General features: G+C 63.1%; 19 protein-coding genes. 5 read left to right on the top strand and 14 right to left on the bottom strand.

From position 1 onward, the window contains the following. Nucleotides 1-24 precede the first annotated feature (24 nt). Both H146_RS0111945 and H146_RS0111940 read right to left on the bottom strand, forming a co-directional pair. Nucleotides 25-1,293 carry an ABC transporter substrate-binding protein gene (locus H146_RS0111945; protein WP_245558736.1) on the bottom strand — a complete coding sequence of 423 codons (1,269 nt, stop codon included), beginning with the start codon at nucleotides 1,291-1,293 and terminating at the stop codon, nucleotides 25-27. Nucleotides 1,294-1,502: 209 nt separating this feature from the next. Further along, nucleotides 1,503-2,552, bottom strand: a complete 1,050-nt coding sequence (locus H146_RS0111940) for a LacI family DNA-binding transcriptional regulator (RefSeq protein WP_019952108.1) — start codon at nucleotides 2,550-2,552, stop codon at nucleotides 1,503-1,505. A 480-nt stretch (nucleotides 2,553-3,032) separates the two neighbouring features. Here H146_RS0111940 and H146_RS0111935 point away from each other — a divergent pair, with 480 nt between their 5' ends. The 4 genes from H146_RS0111935 to zwf all read left to right on the top strand — a co-directional run bounded on the left by H146_RS0111935 (nucleotide 3,033) and on the right by zwf (nucleotide 7,676). Beyond that, entirely contained in the window at nucleotides 3,033-3,896 is an 864-nt protein-coding gene (locus tag H146_RS0111935) for a shikimate 5-dehydrogenase (RefSeq protein WP_019952107.1), read from the top strand. 278 nt (nucleotides 3,897-4,174) lie between these two features. Beyond that, nucleotides 4,175-5,116: an N-acetyl-gamma-glutamyl-phosphate reductase gene (gene argC / locus H146_RS0111930; RefSeq protein ID WP_019952106.1), complete on the top strand. Its 942-nt coding sequence runs from the start codon at nucleotides 4,175-4,177 to the stop codon at nucleotides 5,114-5,116. Between the two features lie 73 nt (nucleotides 5,117-5,189). After that, a complete protein-coding gene (locus H146_RS0111925) occupies nucleotides 5,190-6,005 on the top strand; it encodes an ion transporter (protein ID WP_019952105.1) in 816 nt (271 codons plus the stop codon). A 90-nt stretch (nucleotides 6,006-6,095) separates the two neighbouring features. Further along, on the top strand, nucleotides 6,096-7,676 hold the full coding sequence (gene zwf, locus H146_RS0111920) for a glucose-6-phosphate dehydrogenase (RefSeq protein ID WP_019952104.1): 1,581 nt from the start codon (nucleotides 6,096-6,098) through the stop codon (nucleotides 7,674-7,676). A 97-nt stretch (nucleotides 7,677-7,773) separates the two neighbouring features. Here zwf and H146_RS0111915 read toward each other — a convergent pair whose 3' ends face one another. The 10 genes from H146_RS0111915 to H146_RS19250 form a co-directional block, all read right to left on the bottom strand. Next, a complete protein-coding gene (locus tag H146_RS0111915; RefSeq protein WP_019952103.1) occupies nucleotides 7,774-9,240 on the bottom strand; it encodes an NAD-dependent succinate-semialdehyde dehydrogenase in 1,467 nt (488 codons plus the stop codon). 269 nt (nucleotides 9,241-9,509) lie between these two features. Next, nucleotides 9,510-9,791, bottom strand: coding sequence for a helix-turn-helix domain-containing protein (locus H146_RS19255; RefSeq protein ID WP_019952102.1), 282 nt, complete (start codon nucleotides 9,789-9,791; stop codon nucleotides 9,510-9,512). Next, nucleotides 9,775-10,050 carry a BrnT family toxin gene (locus H146_RS22485; protein WP_083920856.1) on the bottom strand — a complete coding sequence of 92 codons (276 nt, stop codon included), beginning with the start codon at nucleotides 10,048-10,050 and terminating at the stop codon, nucleotides 9,775-9,777. The genes H146_RS19255 and H146_RS22485 overlap by 17 nt, the downstream gene beginning before the upstream one ends. A 134-nt stretch (nucleotides 10,051-10,184) precedes the next feature. Then, nucleotides 10,185-11,141, bottom strand: coding sequence for an ABC transporter substrate-binding protein (locus H146_RS0111905; protein WP_019952101.1), 957 nt, complete (start codon nucleotides 11,139-11,141; stop codon nucleotides 10,185-10,187). Between the two features lie 202 nt (nucleotides 11,142-11,343). Beyond that, entirely contained in the window at nucleotides 11,344-12,039 is a 696-nt protein-coding gene (locus H146_RS0111900) for an ABC transporter permease (protein WP_019952100.1), read from the bottom strand. Further along, nucleotides 12,036-12,674: an ABC transporter permease gene (locus H146_RS0111895; protein WP_019952099.1), complete on the bottom strand. Its 639-nt coding sequence runs from the start codon at nucleotides 12,672-12,674 to the stop codon at nucleotides 12,036-12,038. Before H146_RS0111895 ends, H146_RS0111900 begins: the two co-directional genes overlap by 4 nt. Beyond that, nucleotides 12,671-13,816 carry an ATP-binding cassette domain-containing protein gene (locus tag H146_RS0111890; protein ID WP_019952098.1) on the bottom strand — a complete coding sequence of 382 codons (1,146 nt, stop codon included), beginning with the start codon at nucleotides 13,814-13,816 and terminating at the stop codon, nucleotides 12,671-12,673. Before H146_RS0111890 ends, H146_RS0111895 begins: the two co-directional genes overlap by 4 nt. 190 nt (nucleotides 13,817-14,006) lie before the next feature. Beyond that, nucleotides 14,007-14,423, bottom strand: coding sequence for a type VII toxin-antitoxin system MntA family adenylyltransferase antitoxin (gene mntA / locus H146_RS0111885; RefSeq protein ID WP_019952097.1), 417 nt, complete (start codon nucleotides 14,421-14,423; stop codon nucleotides 14,007-14,009). Between the two features lie 28 nt (nucleotides 14,424-14,451). Continuing rightward, nucleotides 14,452-14,958 (bottom strand): cupin domain-containing protein, encoded by a 507-nt coding sequence (locus tag H146_RS0111880; protein ID WP_211213327.1) that lies wholly within the window; start codon nucleotides 14,956-14,958, stop codon nucleotides 14,452-14,454. A gap of 46 nt (nucleotides 14,959-15,004) precedes the next feature. Next, nucleotides 15,005-15,724: a gamma-glutamylcyclotransferase gene (locus H146_RS19250; protein ID WP_019952095.1), complete on the bottom strand. Its 720-nt coding sequence runs from the start codon at nucleotides 15,722-15,724 to the stop codon at nucleotides 15,005-15,007. A gap of 222 nt (nucleotides 15,725-15,946) precedes the next feature. Here H146_RS19250 and H146_RS0111870 point away from each other — a divergent pair, with 222 nt between their 5' ends. Next, nucleotides 15,947-17,140 (top strand): NAD(P)/FAD-dependent oxidoreductase, encoded by a 1,194-nt coding sequence (locus H146_RS0111870; RefSeq protein WP_019952094.1) that lies wholly within the window; start codon nucleotides 15,947-15,949, stop codon nucleotides 17,138-17,140. Between the two features lie 189 nt (nucleotides 17,141-17,329). Here H146_RS0111870 and H146_RS0111860 read toward each other — a convergent pair whose 3' ends face one another. Continuing rightward, nucleotides 17,330-17,539 carry a hypothetical protein gene (locus H146_RS0111860; protein WP_019952092.1) on the bottom strand — a complete coding sequence of 70 codons (210 nt, stop codon included), beginning with the start codon at nucleotides 17,537-17,539 and terminating at the stop codon, nucleotides 17,330-17,332. A gap of 89 nt (nucleotides 17,540-17,628) precedes the next feature. Further along, on the bottom strand, nucleotides 17,629-17,871 hold the full coding sequence (locus tag H146_RS0111855; protein WP_019952091.1) for a hypothetical protein: 243 nt from the start codon (nucleotides 17,869-17,871) through the stop codon (nucleotides 17,629-17,631). Nucleotides 17,872-17,947 lie beyond the last annotated feature (76 nt).

Raw genomic sequence — 17,947 nt, 5'->3', positions numbered from 1 at the left:
GGGCCGCAGCCCGCTACCCGATGTTCAGTAGGCCGCGTCGATGATCGACTGCATCTCCTGCTGGCCCTGCTCGAGCGCCTGCCTGGCCTGTTCGGCGCTGTTGGCAAAGAAGGCCTCGTTGAGTGCCGTGATCCAGGGGCCGTTGCGCGAATTGATGAGGTCGTTGAAGACCACGCTGTAGGGCGTGCTCCCCCCCGCCATCGCCTTGACCGAGATCAGATAGCGCTCGTCGAGCCCCGCCAGCGCCTGCTCGGCGACATCGCTGCGCACCGGCATCGCGCCGTTGCGGGCCAGAATGGTCTGGCCCTCGGGGGAGTAGGCAAATCTGATGAAATCCTCGATGGCGGGAATTTTGCTTTCATCGGTCGCGGCGGAGATGACGATGTTGTCGCCGCCGGCAAAGGAGGACCACTCTCCGGCCTGCGACCCCGGCAGGTAGGTCACGCCGTAGTTGAGATCGGGATACTGATTGTTCAACGCCCCGATAGCGAAAGAGCCGGAGGGCGCGATGCCGATATTGCCGTTGGCGAAGGCGCCGAAGAAGTTGGTGCCGGTATCGGTGCGGGCGCCCTCGGGGACCAGTCCCTTCTGTACCATGCCGCGATAGAACTCGACCGCCGCGGCCACTTCGTCGGAATCAAGCGTCGCAGTACGACCGTTGTGCTGGAAGATATCGCCCCCCGAGGCCCAGATCAGCGGCGTAAAGGTGAAGATGTTGCAACCGCCGCAGTTGCCCGAGAAGTAGAAGCCATAGGTGTTGTCGCCGAGCGCGGAGACGGCTTCGGCATCCTTTTCGATCTCCGCCCAGCTATCGGGGGCATCCTCGGGATCGAGACCGGCCTTTTCAAACAGATCCTTGTTCCAGATCAACAGCGAGGCGTCGCCCGAGAAGGGCAGGCCGTAGTTTTTGCCCTCCCAGCTACCGACCTCGAGATGCGCCTTCGACAGGCTGTCAAAATAGGGCAGCGAGTGAGCGAAATCGGTCATATCGCGCAGCTGCCCGACGCTTGCAAAGGCGGGGTTGAACACCACATCCAGCGACAGCGCATCCGGCGCCGAACCACCGGCGGCGGCGATAGCGTATTTCTGCACCAGTTCGTCGACGGGCACGATCTGGAGATTGGCGTGGTGTTCGCTCTCGGCGTTAAAGGCCTCGACGAGTCTGGGCATGAATTCGGAGCCATCGGAGCGCACCCAGATCGAAAAATCCTCCGCCGACGCCGCACCCGGCAGCGCCATACCGGCCAGGGATATCACTGCCACGCCGTTGATCATCGCTTTGTAATCGATCATGTCCATTCCCTCTTCCTTGCTGTTTATAGAGCAAAGGCTTTTGCGGGCCCTGTGGCACACAACATGCCGATTCTTTCCCGCATTGCCCGTTCACATCCGGCGAGGCGACGCATTTACTTTGCACCGCGCCGATTGACAACGCTCTGCACGGTTCTATCGCTGAGACGCTCTCCTTCCGGCTACTGAAGCGGTGTCCCTTGCGCTGCACTTCATGTGTCGGCGCTGGACGCTCTGACCACCAGCTCGGTGGGCGTATGAGTCACCCCCTCGGTCACCGGCAGCCCCTCGATCATGTTCAGAAAACCCAGCCCGGCACGCCGACCGAGTTCTACCAGCCCCATGTCGACGGTGGTCAGCGGCGGACGTGTGGCGTCGGCGAAAATCTCCCAGTTATCGAAGCCGACCACCGCCACATCCTCGGGTATCCGTACCCCGAGCCGGGTCAGGCCATCGATCAGCCCGCGTGCGATCTGATCGTTGCCGCAAAAAACCGCATCCGGCGGCAGCTGCCCTCTATCGGCGCCGAACATCTGCAGCGCCGCCTCAAAACCGTGCTGCTCCGACCATTCACCGAACAGCGCCGGGCCCCAGGCATCGGCATGGTTATCCTCCAGGGTGTAGCGCCAGCCCAGCTCACGCAGTCGCGCCGACTCGAAGCCGCGCGGTCCGGTCAGATGCGCAATGCGCCGTCGCCCAAGGTTGACAAGATGCTGTGTTGCCAGCCGCGCACCGCCCCTGTCATCGGGCAGAAACCCCACGCCACCTTCGGGCACCGCCGACATGACGTGCAGGATCGGCAGGCCACTGCGAGGCAGTTCGACGGGCAGGGAACGGTCGATACGCCGGCCGGCAATCACCAGCCCATCCACCCGCTTCTCCTCCAGTGCCTCCAGGTTGAGGCGCGTCATGCGCGGGTCGTCATGGCAGGAGGAGAGCAGCACCGAAACGCCCCGATCCGCCAGCACCCGCGACAGTCCGGTGGCGATCGGCAGCGTGAAGCGGCCGTAGATGTCGTTGGTCAGCAGCCCCAGCGTGAAGGAGCGGTTCTGAACCAGCCCGCGCGCTATCGAGTTGGGCCGATAGCCCAGCGTCTGCGCCGCCTGCCGCACCCGCCGGCGGGTTTCCGGCTGCATCCGGCCGGCATCGTTAAGGGCGCGCGAAGCGGTCGTTACGCTCACCCCGGCAAGCGCCGCCACTTCGCGCAGCGTGACGCGCGCACCACTATCAGTTGAAGTCGAACGGTTTTTTTGCGGCTGCATTGTCGACACGCTTTATCCCCCTCCCGGTTCGTCTACAGCGACGCGATATGCCGCTTGAGATAACGTTTGCTCAGATAATCATTTCTCTCGTCAACCTGCCATGATGCTTTCGGTTAATAGGCTTCAAAAACGCCGTAAAAACAGAAAAAAATATAATTTCCATCTTCAATTTAAAGGCGTCATGGCGCTCTCATATCGCAAAAATAGCGGACCGGTTTTGCGCAAAAAAAGCGCAAAATTTTGAATTCCATATCATCGCAATTCGACCTTCTCATCCGGGCCGATAGCCGGCGTCCGCGAACACGAAAAGCCGTGCGGCAACGCCCGGGCGCGATCGCTGCGGCACAGTACGGCTCCTCGTTCCCCGGCGCACTCCGACCCATCGCATCCGGGCACACTGCCGGCGGTGGATGCGAGGCAAAAACGACCGTGTACAATAGAGACACACCCCCTTCAACCGATGACAACAGGAGTATTGGCATGACCCAACCGCCCATCGGGCGCGACACTCGCCTGTGCATGTCGCTCTCGGGTCGACCCGGCAATTCGGGTTCGCGTCTGCACAATCGCCTCTATGAACTGCTCGGCCTCGACTACGTCTACAAATCGTTCAGCACCACCGACCTGCCCGCCGCGATCGGCGGCGTGCGCGCGCTGGGGATCCGCGGCTGTGCCATTTCGATGCCGTTCAAGGAGGCCGTGATTCCCCTGCTCGACCGGCTGGAGGATTCGGCACGGGCGCTCGACAGCGTCAATACCATCGTCAACGACGACGGCAGGCTGAGCGGTTACAACACCGACTACATTGCGGTGCGCGATCTTGTTACCGCGCGCGCCATCGACCCTGCCACGCCTTTCATACTGCGCGGCAGTGGCGGCATGGCGCGGGCCGTGGCCGCGGCGCTGAAGGCGTGCGGCTTCCACGCTGGCACCATCGTGGCGCGCAACCGCGAAGCCGGCGAGACGCTGGCGGCGCGCTACGGTTTCCAGTGGCGCGGGGAAGTGCCCGAACAGGGTGCGGCCATGCTGATCAACGTCACGCCACTGGGCATGGAAGGGGCGGAAAGTGATACGCTCGCTTTTGCGCAGACAATGATCGACGACTGCGATATCGCCTTCGACGTCGTCGCCCAGCCCGCCGTAACGCCCTTTATCAGCGCCGCCGAAGCGGCCGGCAAGACGCTCATCTCGGGCGCCGAGGTGATCGTCATGCAGGCGATCGAGCAGTTCGTGCTCTACACCGGCATCCGCCCCGAGCCCGCGCAGATCGTCGACGCCGCCGCCTGCGCCCACGGCGAGCCGCTGGCGCAGAGAATCGCCGGGCTGACCGAGCCCCGGACCTAGCAGCCTGTCGGGCTTGACCGATCGTCGCGAAAACGACGGATCTTGAGCCGGTTTCATCGCTCGGATGAGGCGAATAGCCCCGCTATTTAACGATTCCGAGCGATGAAACCGGCCAAAAGCCCGGGGTTTGCAGCCGGTCAGCGTTAAGTCCGACAGGCTGCTAGCTGCAGCACAATCGGCACATCGCGACAGGCCGGGCCAGCGTTCGCACGGACCACCGGCGAGCCGCTACAATAGCGGCTTTGCGACTTACGGCAGGGCTATTGCGGAGGCCTATGATGACGCCCAGGATCTACGTCGACGGTCAGGAGGGGACCACCGGTCTCGGCATCTTCGACTACCTTCATCAGCGCGACGACATTGAACTGCTGCGTATCGACAGCGCGCGTCGCCGCGATGTCGCCGAGCGTGCCCGGCTGATCAACGACGCCGACGTGGTCTTCCTGTGCCTGCCGGATGACGCCTCGCGCGAGGCCGCGGCGCTGGTCGACAACCCTCACACCTGCCTGATCGACGCCAGTACCGCCTTTCGCACTCATCCCGACTGGACCTACGGCCTGCCGGAGCTGGCTGGGCAGCGCGAGGCAATTCGCGCCAGCCGGCGCATCGCCAATGTAGGCTGCCACGCCAGCACCTTCATTCTGCTGGTGCGGCCACTTATCGACGCCGGCCTGCTGCCCGCCGACTACCCGCTGTCGGCCTTTTCGCTGACCGGCTACAGCGGCGGCGGTAAAAAAATGATTGCCGAGTACGAGTCTGCAAGCCGCGGCGAACTCGACGCCCCGCGCCCCTACGGTCTGACGCTCGCCCACAAGCACCTGCCGGAGATGCAACGGCACAGCGGGCTCGAACAGGAACCGGTGTTCAACCCGGTGGTGGGTAACTTCCGCAAGGGGCTGGCGGTGACGGTGCCGCTGCACGTTGCCCATCTCAACGGCGACGCCCGGGCGCTGCATCGGGCGCTCGAGCGCTACTACGAGGGCGAACCCTTCGTGCGGGTCATGCCATTGGAGGACGAGCACAACCTCGACCGCGGCTTTTTCGATGTCACCGCCTGCAACGACACCAACCGGGTCGAGCTGTTCGTGTTTGGTGGCGAGCAGCGAGTGGCGCTGGTGGCGCGGCTCGACAATCTCGGCAAGGGCGCGGCCGGCTCGGCGGTACAGAACATGAACATCCACCTGGGTATCGATGAAACGACCGGCCTGAGCGTCGGCTGAACACGGCGCCCGGTTGGCGATGCGCCCTGTACCCGGTCGTCATATGCGATAGCAGCGGCGAGGAATCAGTACCGTGCGAGAACGCGTCACCCCCTTTCAGCTCTTTATCCTGGTGCTGTCGGTCTACGTCATTATCGCCATGGTGCTGGATCTGGCGGTGACACTGCCGCCGGAAGTGTCGCGGCTTTTGCAGTACATGGACTACATCGTCTGCTTTTTCTTTTTCATCGACTTCTGTCAGCGCTTTCATCGCGCCAAAAGCAAGCTCGCCTATATGCGCTGGGGCTGGATCGACCTGCTCGCCTGCATCCCTGCCGGGCTTTTTCAGGGCGCACGGCTTTTTCGCGTGGTGCAGGTGCTGCGCGTGCTGCGCGCAATCAAGTCGATGGAGATGATCTGGCGGCTGCTGTTTCGCAACCGCGCCGAGGGGGTATTCGCCTCGGCGGCCACCGCTACCGTGCTGCTGGTCGCCTTCGGCGCGATCACCATGCTGATGGTGGAGAGCCCCAACCCTCAAAGCAACATCAAGACCGCCGAGGAGGCGCTGTGGTGGGCGGTGGTGACCGTCACCACGGTCGGTTACGGCGACTACTATCCGGTCACTACCCTCGGCCGTGTCGTCGCGGTCGCCCTGATGATCGGCGGCGTGGGGCTTTTCGGCAGCTTCGCCGCCTATATCAGCTCGATCTTTATCGAGGACGGCAGCGAACGCGGCGACCGCCAGGCACGCGCCCAGCGCGACATGACCCGCGCCCTCTACCACCAGGTCATCGAGCTCAACAAGGAGGTGAAACTCCTGCGCGAGCGCCTCGACCGCGCCGAAGGTAGCGACCGTCAGCCACCGGCCATACAGCCCGAAGACGACCGCGAACATCGCGACCCCTCCTGAACGGCCGGTAAATTGGGGCAAATCGACGCATCTGGATTAAGCTTGGAAGAGTGATTCATCATCTTTCGAGCCAACCACGAGGCGCCATCCATGAGCCATAGCGATGAACAACCTCAGCAAAAAACGGCCCCGGCCGCCGAAAACAGCACGCTTTTTGTCTTCGGCGCCAGCGGCGATCTGGTCAAGCGGCTGCTGGTTCCCTCGCTTTACAACCTTGACCGCGACGGACTGCTCGACGACGGCATGCAGATCGTCGGCATCGATATCGCCGACAACGACGACGACGGCTTTCGCGATCATATCGAAGCCTTTCTCGCCGACAAGCAAGCCGCCAGCCACGCCGAGGGCCGTAACAGCGATCTGAACGACGAGGCCTGGGCAAACTTCGCGCAACGGCTTCATTACATCCAGGCCGACTTCACCGGTGAAGAAGCCTATGAGCGCCTCCATGAGTGGCTGGAAGGCGCCGACACTGCCAACGCCATCTTCTACTGTGCCACCTCACCGCGCTTTTTCGGCGATATCGCCGGGAATCTGGGCAAGGCCGGGCTCTTGAAGGAGGACGACGGCTGGCGTCGCTTCGTGGTGGAAAAGCCCTTCGGCCGCGATCTGCAAAGCGCCCGTGAACTCAACGCCCAACTGCTTGATGTGATGGACGAAACGCAGATCTACCGGATCGACCATTTCCTCGGCAAGGAGACGGTGCAGAACATTCTGGTGGCGCGCTTCGCCAACGTGATGTTCGAACCGTTCTGGAACAACCACTACATCGATCACGTCCAGATCACCGCCGCCGAGACGGTGGGCGTCGAGAAGCGCGCCGCCTTCTACGACGCCAATGGCGCCACCCGCGATATGGTGCCCAACCACCTTTTCCAGCTGTTGGCGATGGTCGCGATCGAACCGCCCTCGGCGCTGGGTGCCGACGCCCTGCGCAGCGAAAAGGCCAAGCTGCTCAGCGCGGTACGCCCCTGGAACACCGAGGAAGCACGCCACAACTCGGCACGCGGCCAGTACCGCCCGGGCAGCATTAACGACGAGAAAGTCCCCGGCTATCGTGAAGAAGAAGATATCTCTGACGACAGCAATACCGAAACCTTCGCCGCCATGAAGCTGATGATCGATAACTGGCGCTGGATAGGCGTGCCCTTCTACCTGCGTACCGGCAAGCGCATGAGCGCTCGCGATACCGAGATCGCGATCTGTTTCAAGCCGGCCCCCTATGCCCAGTTCCGCGATGCCGAAGTGGACCGCATGGCCTCCAACTGGCTGATTATTCAGATCCAGCCCAACGAAGGCCTGTGGTTCGATTTTCAGGGCAAGCGGCCGGGGCCGGAGCTCGCGATGGATACGCTCAAGATGGGCTTCGCCTACAAGGACTTCTACGACCTGCCCGCCGCCACCGGCTACGAAACCCTGATCTACGACTGCCTGACCGGCGACCAGATGCTGTTTCAGCGCGCCGACACCATTGAAAACGGCTGGCGTGCGGTGCAGCCCTTCCTGGACGCCTGGGCCGAAGACGATAGCGTCGAGGGGTATGCCGCCGGCGAGGATGGTCCGGCAGGCGCTCATGAACTGCTCGAGCGTGACGGTCGCAAATGGCACAAGGTGGGCGAGTTTACCGGCCCGGGCATCGCGCCGGTACCGGGGGATTCGAGACGCAGGTAGTCTCACTCGGGGTTGGCGCTGGGCGGCCAACCCCGCTGCCTTCATGCCACCCGCCACGTCAGACCCAAACCCCAGCGCTGGCGATACGCTTGCCGACTCAGCTGCCCGAGGGACTCGGCATGTTGCCCAGGCAGAAGTATTTGGTATCGAGATACTCCTCCAGCCCCTGGGCGCCGCCTTCGCGGCCCAGCCCGGACTGCTTGATGCCACCGAAGGGGATCGGCGCGCCGGTCATCTTGAGGGTGTTGACGCTGACCATGCCGTAGTCGAGGCCGCGCATCATCTTCCAGATGCGGCGCACGTCGTCACTGTAGATATAGGCGGCCAGGCCGTACTCGGTGTCGTTGGCCAGCTCGACCACCTCCTCATCGCTGTCGAACACGCCGATCCCGGCGACCGGCGAGAAGTTCTCCTCGCGGAAGACTTTCATACCCGGCGTGATATCGGCCAGCAGGGTCGGCATGAAGAAGTTGGCTCCCGGTGCCATCGACTGGTCGCCGTGAATCAGTCGCGCCCCCTGTGAGGTGGCGTCCTCCACCAGCTCACGAGCCATCCCCACGGCACGGGTATGAATCAGCGGCCCGATATCCACCTCCATCATGCCACTGCCGACCTTGAGCGCCTTCATGTGCGCTGTGAAGCGCTCCACAAAGCGCTCGTAGATGCGGCGATGCACGAGAATGCGGTTGGCCGCCAGGCAGTCCTGACCGGCGGTCTGGAACTTGGCCGCCACCGCCTCGCGCGCCGCCCAGTCGACGTCGACGTCCTCGCAGACAATAAAGGGGGCGTTACCGCCCAGCTCCAGCGACATGCGTTTGACGCTACCGGCACTCTGGCGAATCAGCAACTTGCCAACCCGTGTCGAGCCGGTGAACGACACCGAACGTACCCGGTTGTCGCCGCACAGAATCTCGGAGACGGTGGCCGGGTCGCCGGTCACCACGTTGAATACCCCGGCGGGAATGCCGGCGCGCTCGGCCAGCTCCGCCAGCGCCAGCGCCGAGAAGGGCGTCTCGTTGGCCGGCTTGACGATGACCGGACAGCCCGCCGCCAGCGCTGCCCCGGCCTTGCGGGTGATCATCGCCAGCGGGAAGTTCCAGGGGGTGAACATCACCGACACTCCGACCGGCTCCTTGACCGTACCCAGCATGGCGTCGGGAATATGGCTGGGGATGGTCATGCCGTAGGCGCGCCGCGCCTCCTCGGCAAACCACTCGATAAAGCTGGCGCCGTAGTCGATCTCGCCACGGGCGTCGTGCAGCGGCTTGCCCTGCTCCAGCGTCATGATGCGGGCGAGATCCTCCTTGTGTTCATGCAAAAGCCGATACCAGGCCTTGAGACGCGCACCGCGCTCGTCAACCGTCAGCGCCCGCCAGGCATCGAAGGCGCCTTCGGCAGCGGTCACCGACTCGGTAATCTGCTCGGCGTCGAGCAGCGCACAGTGGCCAAGGGTCTCGCCGTTGGCGGGATCCAGTACCGCTTCATCGCGGTTGCTGTTACCGGCCGTCCAGCGGCCGTCGATATAGGCAAGCTGGCGAAAAAGACGCGGGTCGTTGAGCTGCATGACGTTCTCCGGGCGGCGTTGCGCCGCTGTCGGGCCTCTTGTTACAAAAAGAGGTCGGTAAGATTGGCCTCGATGAGGCAGGTTGATGCCAGACCCAGTGTGGCAAAGCCGGTGCCGATATTTTTGCTGACATCAGTGCGCGGGGCAGGAATTTTTTCTGGTTCGCGTGGTGCAACAGAGTTTTTTTTCTGTACAGGATGGTGCGGAAAGCAGGAAGGACGAGCTTTTTGGCCAGAGGCAGACCTGTCAGACTGTTGGCATCGAGCCTGTCAGGCCACCACCTCTTCGAGCAGTTCACGGGCCTGTTGGGGGCGCTTGTAGAGCATCTGAATCAGCACTCTTGCCGCCTTTTCAGGTTGGGTGCGACGCTGCTCCCAGTTTCTGAGGCTCTTTAGCGATACCTGCATCAGCTGCGCCATGGCCTGTTGGCTCAGTTGCAGGTCGCCACGCGCCACCTTGAGCATGGCCGCAGCATCAAGCGGTCTCAGTCTCTCCTCCCGGGTCCAGTCGTCGACGTCCTCGAAGTCGTCGGCCTCATTCATGTCTGCCATATCGCTTAATCTCACGTTGGTTGGCCTTTCGGACGCTGATAATGCGTCGCGTCACGTCCCGCTGCGTCCATATCACGACATAAAGTCGACTGTCGTGATAGCCGAAGCTGACAAACCGATCCTCACCATAGTCGCGCCGCTCATCCATGAAAGTACAGGATCTGGCGGCAAGGATACCCGCCGCCAGGGACAATGGAACGCCATGTTTATCGAGATTAAAACGATTCTTCGCAGGATCGAAGGTAATGGGCGCCGTCATATGTCAAACAAGTACGCTATTAGCGTATAGCTGTCAATGCTCATGTCGAACGCCGGGCAACGGCAACAGGGCCTCACCAGACGTTCATCAAGGGACAGCTTTACGTTCTCTCTCCTGGCAGCGAGGCATCAACTCTAACTCTCCTCGGCACTCATATTGTCATCCACCCACTGCTGCGCCACGTCAGCGGGGTCGGCCTTGTCGACCTCGACCTGACGGTTGAGCTGCTGCAGGTCCTCGGTGGTCAGCGCCGCCGAGACGCGGTTGAGTACATCGCGAATTTCCGGCGTCAGGGCATCTTCACGCGCTACCGGAATGATGTTCTGGGCCGGCACCAGATTCTTGTCATCCCGCAGAATGACCCAGCCGTTCTCGGCGATCGCCCCCTGGGTGGAGAACATCCGCGCCACGTCGATATCGCCATTGGAGAGCGCGCCACGGGTCAGCGGGCCGCCGGCATCCAGCGAGCGGAAGTTGCCGAAGGTAATACCGTAGACCCGCTCCAGACCCGGCAGCCCGGTGTCGCGCTCGCGGGTCTCGGGCGGGCCGCCCATGGTAAGTTCGCCGGCGACCGGCGCAAGGTCGGAGTAGGTCTGAAGGTCATACTGCGAGGCGGTAGCGCTGGTCACCACCAGCACGTCGCGATCCTGTGCCGGCGAGGGGTCGAGGGCCACAATGCCCTGCGGCATCACCTCGCGCAGCGCGCTGGTTACCTGCTGCTCGGTACGGGCATCGGCGTGGGCATTGTTGTCATCCAGATAGGCCATCAGCGCGCCGGTATACTCCGGCAGCATATCGATCTCGCCGTTGAGCAGGGCAGGAAACACCACTTCACGGGAGCCAAGGTTGAGCCGGGTGTTGACGTCAACGCCGTCGGCTTCCAGCACATCGGCGTAGATATGGGCCAGAACCAGCTGCTCGGGGAAGTTGGTCGAACCGATGGTGAAGGTCTGCGCCTGCTCGCCGCTTTGCTGGTCACTGGACGCCTGCTGCTCGTCATCTCCGCCCGAACAGCCGGCCAGCAGTACCAGCGCCAGAACCCCCAGCGCCGGCTTCCACAGGCGCGTCGAAAATGTCGTGATCCCGCTCATATCATGGCTCCCGTTGTGTCATGCCATCAGCATGGCGCATGAATCGGATGGCCGCTAGGGAACCACTGCATAAATGCCTGCACGAGCGAATGACTACGTTGCGCGGTGCTGGTGCGCCAGCCCGGTCGAAGGCTCGCCTAACCCCATGTTATGTCTCGCCTTCTGCGTTCCGTGCGCCTTGCCCTTCATCTCGTTCGGCGATTTACTCAGCGCTTCCCTGGCGCCCGCGCAATCCGCGGGCCGTCACCAGCCGCTGCAAAAGCGCCAGCAGCAGTTCGGTCACGATGGCCAGAAGCGCTACCAGGATCGCCCCCACCAGCACCTGCGCCATGTCACGCAGCTGCAGGCCGTCGATCAGATAGCGTCCCAGCCCACCCAGGCCCACATAGGCCGCCAGAGTAGCGGTCGACATCACCTGCACCGCCGAGGTGCGCACGCCGGCCATGATCAGCGGCATGGCAATCGGCAGTTCCACCCGGGTGAGACGCTGCCAGCCGGTCATACCCAGCGCCTTCGAGGCCTGACGCACCGCAGGGTCGACCTCGCGCATGCCCACATAGCTGTTGGTCACCATCGGCGGTATCGCCAGCGCCACCAGCGCCACGATGACCGGCACCAGACCGTAGCCGACCAGTAGAAAGACAAAGATGATCACCCCGAATGAAGGCACCGCGCGGCCGATATTGGTGATGTTGATCGCCAACAGCCCGCCACGCCCGCTGTGACCCAGGCCGATGCCGATCGGCAGGGCAATCAGGGCACCGATCACCGTCGAGATCAGCATATAAAAGACGTGCTTGAGTGTATGCGCCGGTATGCTGCCGGCGCCGCTCCAGTGTGCCGGGTCGCCAAACCAGCGGATAACGCCGGCAAGCAGTTCGCTGAAGGCATCGTTCATCCGCGCACGCCTCGCTGCCAGGGAGTCAGCCAGTAAAGCAGCGCCACCAGCAGCAGGTCGACCGCCACGGCCAGCGCCACCGAGAGCACGAAACCGACCACCAGCGGCGTCGTGAAATCCAGCGTGAAACCGGTAATGAAAAGCCGCCCCAGGCCACCCTGACCGATCAGGGCAGTGACCGTCACCATGCCAATGATGGTCACCGCGGCGATGCGGATGCCGGCGACGATCACCGGCAGCGCGATCGGCAGTTCCACCCCAAACAGCTGCCGCGCCCGCGAATAGCCCAGCGCTCGCGCCGCCTCACGCACGTCGGGCGCTACCCCGCGCAGCCCCTGAACGATGTTGCGAAACAGAATCAGCAGGGTGTAGATCGTCAGGCCGATCAGCGAAGTGGCCATCGACAAACCCGTGAAAGGCATCAGCAGAATGAACAGCGCCAGTGACGGCACGGTGAACAGCACGCCGGTGAGCGCCAGCGAGGGGGTATAAAGGCGTGGCCAGCGGATCGCCAGCAGCGCCAGCGGGAAGGCGATCAGAAAGCCGAACAGCAGCGCCAGCCCGGTGAGCTGGACATGCTGGATCAGCGCATCGCGAATGGTATCGAGATTGGAAGCGATCCAGCGCCAGTTCATACCAGCTGTCTCGTCAACTGCAGGCGGTCGATCACGCCGACGTAGTGCCCCTCGTCGTTGACCACCGGTACCACCTCGCCGGGTGCGCTGATCAGGGCATTGAGCGCAGTACGCAGATTGTCGTGCAGATAAAGCCGGTGGCGCCAGGGCTGCAGATCCAGGGCGTCAAGGCGGGTGGCATCGCCGGCGCGCTTGAGCTGTTCCCAGCCCAGCCAGCCCAGCGGCGCATGGTCACTATCCAGCACCACGATACCGCCGCTGCCGGCCTGCTGCAGATAGCTTCGGGCGCGCGATACCACCTCGTCGAAGGGCGCCGTCAGGCCACTGTCCAGCGTCAGACTGTCGAGACGCTTTAGCGCCAGTCGCCGCAGCTCGCGGTCGGCGCCGATAAAATCGATGACGAAATCGCTGGCCGGTGCGGCCAAAAGCCGCGAAGGTGTATCGAACTGGGCGACAGCACCACCGGGTTCGAAGATCGCCACCCGATCACCCAGCTTCATCGCCTCGTCGATATCATGGGTGACCATCACAATGGTTTTCTGCACCCGCCGCTGCAGGTCGAGAAACTCCTGCTGCAGGCGATGCCGCACGATGGGATCGACCGCCGCGAAGGGCTCGTCCATCAACAAAATGGGCGGATCGGCGGCCAGCGCGCGCGCCAACCCCACTCGCTGCTGCTGACCACCGGAGAGCTGATGGGGATAGCGCGAGGCAAGGCTCGGTTCCAGCCCCACCAGCTCGATCAGCTCATCGACGCGCTCGCGTCGGCGCTTTTTGTTCCAGCCCAGCAGCCGCGGCACGGTGGCGATGTTGTCGGCGATAGTATGGTGAGGAAAGAGCCCGGAGTGTTGCATAACATAGCCGATACGACGGCGCAGGCGGGTGGCGTCGATGCGCATCACGTCCTGCTCGCCGATCATCAACCGCCCTTCGCTGGGGTTTTCCAGCCGGTTGATCATGCGCAGTGTCGTGGTCTTGCCGCAGCCGGAGGGGCCGACCAGCACCGTCAGCTCACCGGCCGGCAGCGTCAGATCGAGGTGCTCGACCGCCACCGTGCCGTCCGGATAGCGCTTGCTGACACCCTCGAAGACGATGGCGCTGCTGCCCTGCTCTTCTTCTTTTGTCGCGTCACGTCTGGTCACGCTGCCATTCTCGCTTCTCCGCCGTTTTCTGACCCTGCCCTCTTGGCAGGCGCCGCTCGGGAGTCTTTATCGACCGCCGAACGGCTATCCTTGAAGCGTGGTCACAAGCAGCAGGAATGGCAAACCCTGGCGGGACAGCGGTCCCCGAGGCGCATGACACAGCGTCTCAGGGACTCCAGCTTCTGATTGATCAGTGCCTGATCCATGCTTTCTGCCTGGCGACAAGAATTCTGCGCTGCAGCGGCACGAAATCCTCGTTGTCGATGATGTTAGGGTAAATCACTGCGGCCCAGTCAGTATCGCTGCCCTTGAGACGTATACCGGTCGTCACGATCCGACTGAGCAGCGGCTGACCGGCGCTGCGCAGATCGATCAGGTCGACCGTTCGTCCCAGCGCCGCTGCCAGGGCTTCAATCATGGCGATGCGGCAGGCGGGGGAGAGCGGCGCGCCGACATCCACAGCCAGGTCGATATCGCTCTCCGCCTCGCCCCTTCCGGTAGCCAGCGAACCGAACAGTACCAGCTGCTTCAAATCGCCAAAGTCACCAAGCGCGGCCACGACCTGCCGGCCGAGCACCGCGGCGTGCTGCTGACTCGCTTCGCTCATGCGCGCTTCTCCATCAAGATGACCCGGCTCAACGCCAGTCGCTGACGACACCGCCGCGCTCACCCGCCACCGGATCGCACTTCGGCAGGCCGACGGCGGCGATACGCTCGCGGGCCGCTTCGATGGGCGTTTCGCCGCTGACACAGAGGTCCCAGTCCTGCTGATCGGACGGATAGCCGGCGGTGAGCGCGAAATCGTTGCCGGCACTGATGCGGCAGTGGCCGGTGCCCGCCGGCAGCACGATGACATCGCCGGCGCCCACTTCGATATTCTCGCCGTTTTCGCCGCCCAGGCGCAGCGTCGCCGCGCCACGGTAGATGCCCAGTACCTCATGCGAGCGGCTGTGATAGTGATGGTAGTCGAACACCCCACCACGCCACTGGGCCGGCCAGCCGTTTTGCTTATAGAGCGCCTCGAAGTGGTCGGCGAGCGCCTCCGGCGTGCTGGCCTCGAAACCGCGGTAGAGCAGCACCGGAAACCGGCTGTTGGGGGTACGGCCATCGTCCTGGAAGTAGAGCGTCTGCGGTTTTTTCATTATCACCATACCCTGTTGCCATATCCTGTTGATCGCCCTGCGAGCGTCAGCGCGAGCGCTGCTGCGCACGGTGGCGAGCGTGAACGGCCCGCTGTATACGCGCCAGGTAGTGGTCCCCGATACCCAGATCCCGCAACCCCTCGACGGTATTATCGAGATACTCGAGGCAGCTGCCCAGTACGCCGCTGGCAACCGCCAGCCGCGCCACGATGGTGGCGTCATCCAACCCCGGCTGATAGCGAGGGTGCGCCGGGTTGGCAATAAAGGCGATACCGGGCAGTGCTCCCTCATCGGTATCCAGCGTGACCCAGTGCGGCACATAGGCGCCGGTAATCATCTCGCGACGCCACACCAGCAGCAGTTCGCTGGCCAGATCGTCCTCGGCGACCCGCAGCGCCACGCCTTCGCTGTCGCCGCCCGGCACCAGCGCCAGCATCAAACCCGGACACTCGGGAGTGCCGCGCCCCTGCTCGAGGTCGAGACAGAAATCGCGGTGATACCCCTCCAGCACAACCCGCCTGCGTTCCGCCACCTCGATACAGGGGTTCCACACCAGCGAGCCGTAGGCGAACAGATAGACGCCGTCGATTCTCTCCGAGCCCGCCGGCCGATGATCGAGCAGCGAACGAATCGAGTTTTCGAAGTCCTCATTGGAGAGCAGCGGTTCTTCGGGATGATTTTGACGAAAATGATCGCGAATCAGATCGGCCTCGAGCACCTCGCGGGTCATGGCCAGCGGCTTGTCGCCGCGCTCGGGTTCAGACATGGAAGGCTCTCGCCGCAGCATCAAAGCCCTAGCCTAACCCGAACGCGCTAACGCGCGAAGGGCATATAGCGTACGAACCGAACACTATCCGCCGGTGCTACGGACAGCGGCGTCCGGCTGGGCTACGCTTTTTATATATCGTTCGCGGCCGGCGCAGCGCCGAGAGGCGCTTTTTCGGCTGCGGCGTAACACCATCAGCCAGGCCGCAGACAGGGAGACGTTATGCGCAGCTATGACTATCTGATCGTGGGCGGCGGCATGGTCGCCGCCAACGCCGTCAAGGGCATCCGCGAGCGGGATGAACAGGGCACCATCGGCATTCTCACCGAGGAGCCCAATGGCCCGGTGACGCGGCCGGCGCTGTCCAAACTACTGTGGACAGACCCCGACTTCACCTACGACAAAATCTGGATGACGCCGGAAGAAGACGATGGCACGACCCTGCACACCGACAGCCGGGTGACCGCCATCGACCGCGACAAGGGCCAGGTCACTACCCAGGACGGCCAGCACTGGGGCTACGGTAAACTGCTGCTGGCTACCGGCTGCGCACCCATCCGGCTGGAACTGCCGGAGAGCGAGCGGGTGCGCTATTACCGCAACGTCAGCGACTTCGACGCGATCAAGAAAATTGCCGGCGAGGGCCGTCATATCGTTGTGGTAGGCGGCAGCTACATCGGCACCGAGATGGCCGCCGCGCTGGTACAAAACGACTGCCGGGTCACTCTAGTGCACACCGAAGAGGTGCTGGGCAGCGCCATGTTCGAACCGGCGCTGGCGAGCCGCTTCCATCAGCGCTTCGTCGACAACGGCGTGATGCTGCTGGGCGGGCGCAAGGTGACCGGCGGTCGCGAGGAGAACGGCAGCGTCACTGTCGAGCTCGACGACGGCAGTACTATCGAGGCCGACGCCGCGGTGCTGGGGCTGGGTGTCGAACCGGCGGTGGATTTCGTCGCCGAGGCCGGCATAGAGGTCGATGACGGCATTGTCGTCAACGAACGGCTGACCACCTCGGATGCCAACATCTTCGCCGCCGGCGACGTGGCCCGCTACCCCGACCCGCTGCTGGGCAGCAATCGCGCCGAGCACGTCGACAACGCCAACCGGATGGGCGCAGCCGTGGGGCGCATCATGGCCGGCTCGGACGAGCAGTACGCCCATACGCCCTTCTTCTACTCGATGATTTTCGATATGAAATGGCGCGCGGTGGGCACGCTGGACAGCACCATGGCGGTCATCGAGGACGCGCCGAACGGCCCCGAGCGCGCCATCTACTACTACCTCGAAGGCGAGCGGGTAAAGGGCGTACTGCTCTATAACGTCGAGGCGGAGAAACTCGACGACGCCCGCGCTGTACTGGCGGATGACGCGCCGCAGAGCGCCGAGACGCTGATCGGGCGGATCGAGGTGGTGTAACGACGGGGCTTGCCGCCAACGACATCGGCGCCCACACGGGCGCCGATACAGCCGAAGGCGATCACAAATCATTCCGCTCCGAATGTCATCAGCCCCTGTCGTTGCCTCCGGTGCGGTAGAGGTACCAGGCGCCATAACCACATCCGGCCAACATAATGCCGAGCAGCACAAGAACAAAAAGAAGGTTACTCATTCCGATCCTCCCCTGGCCCTGAGGCGACTACGTAGAAAAATACTCAATAGCACTACAATAACCCCCAGACTGGCTGCCAGCCACCTCAGTAGCGTCTCACCTTCACGGGTAATCAGTGCCGAAACCAGAGCAGCAGCGATGACCGCAATACCCAGAGTGGTCAGCGCTTCCATTAAAAAACGCACCAGATAGTGTCTTGCACTCATGCCGCCTCCTGTCGACATTGACTCAACGCGATTCTTTTATCGTACGGGGGCTGGCGACCCTCCTCGAAGCCAACAGACAGTCGGCGGCGCTACAGCAAACCCAGCCTCTGAGTCATCATGCCGGCGCGCCGCTCGATCTCCTCCAGCATGCCGACACACTCATCCGACATGCCGCTGTCGGGCAGCCCGGCCAGGGTGAACATGGCCTTCAGCTGATGATAGGCCGCTACCGCCCGGTCACGGTCGGCGTTGTTGCCCTCCAGCACCTGCTCTTCCAGCTCGCGCAGGTCATTGTTGGCCTGGTCGAGAATGTTGCGCTCCAGTCGGATCATGTCGTTCCCTTGTGTTGTCGATGAGATGGCGGATTTTGCGAAGGCGCCACTCTAATGATTCAACCGCCCTGTTCAT

The sequence above is a fragment of the Kushneria aurantia DSM 21353 genome, assembly GCF_000382245.1.
Lineage (GTDB): Bacteria > Pseudomonadota > Gammaproteobacteria > Pseudomonadales > Halomonadaceae > Kushneria > Kushneria aurantia.
The sequence above is the reverse complement of the archived record's forward strand: the minus strand, read 5'-3'. Positions and strand labels throughout refer to the sequence as shown.

What these genes read in the sequence shown, in the direction of transcription:
- H146_RS0111945 (WP_245558736.1), bottom strand. Translation starts at nt 1,293, where the DNA reads ATGATCGATTACAAAGCGATGATCAACGGCGTGGCAGTGATATCCCTG.
- H146_RS0111940 (WP_019952108.1), bottom strand. Translation starts at nt 2,552, where the DNA reads ATGCAGCCGCAAAAAAACCGTTCGACTTCAACTGATAGTGGTGCGCGC.
- H146_RS0111935 (WP_019952107.1), top strand. Translation starts at nt 3,033, where the DNA reads ATGACCCAACCGCCCATCGGGCGCGACACTCGCCTGTGCATGTCGCTC.
- argC (WP_019952106.1), top strand. Translation starts at nt 4,175, where the DNA reads ATGACGCCCAGGATCTACGTCGACGGTCAGGAGGGGACCACCGGTCTC.
- zwf (WP_019952104.1), top strand. Translation starts at nt 6,096, where the DNA reads ATGAGCCATAGCGATGAACAACCTCAGCAAAAAACGGCCCCGGCCGCC.
- H146_RS0111915 (WP_019952103.1), bottom strand. Translation starts at nt 9,240, where the DNA reads ATGCAGCTCAACGACCCGCGTCTTTTTCGCCAGCTTGCCTATATCGAC.
- H146_RS19255 (WP_019952102.1), bottom strand. Translation starts at nt 9,791, where the DNA reads ATGGCAGACATGAATGAGGCCGACGACTTCGAGGACGTCGACGACTGG.
- H146_RS22485 (WP_083920856.1), bottom strand. Translation starts at nt 10,050, where the DNA reads ATGACGGCGCCCATTACCTTCGATCCTGCGAAGAATCGTTTTAATCTC.
- H146_RS0111905 (WP_019952101.1), bottom strand. Translation starts at nt 11,141, where the DNA reads ATGAGCGGGATCACGACATTTTCGACGCGCCTGTGGAAGCCGGCGCTG.
- H146_RS0111900 (WP_019952100.1), bottom strand. Translation starts at nt 12,039, where the DNA reads ATGAACGATGCCTTCAGCGAACTGCTTGCCGGCGTTATCCGCTGGTTT.
- H146_RS0111895 (WP_019952099.1), bottom strand. Translation starts at nt 12,674, where the DNA reads ATGAACTGGCGCTGGATCGCTTCCAATCTCGATACCATTCGCGATGCG.
- mntA (WP_019952097.1), bottom strand. Translation starts at nt 14,423, where the DNA reads ATGAGCGAAGCGAGTCAGCAGCACGCCGCGGTGCTCGGCCGGCAGGTC.
- H146_RS0111880 (WP_211213327.1), bottom strand. Translation starts at nt 14,958, where the DNA reads ATGAAAAAACCGCAGACGCTCTACTTCCAGGACGATGGCCGTACCCCC.
- H146_RS19250 (WP_019952095.1), bottom strand. Translation starts at nt 15,724, where the DNA reads ATGTCTGAACCCGAGCGCGGCGACAAGCCGCTGGCCATGACCCGCGAG.
- H146_RS0111870 (WP_019952094.1), top strand. Translation starts at nt 15,947, where the DNA reads ATGCGCAGCTATGACTATCTGATCGTGGGCGGCGGCATGGTCGCCGCC.
- H146_RS0111860 (WP_019952092.1), bottom strand. Translation starts at nt 17,539, where the DNA reads ATGAGTGCAAGACACTATCTGGTGCGTTTTTTAATGGAAGCGCTGACC.
- H146_RS0111855 (WP_019952091.1), bottom strand. Translation starts at nt 17,871, where the DNA reads ATGATCCGACTGGAGCGCAACATTCTCGACCAGGCCAACAATGACCTG.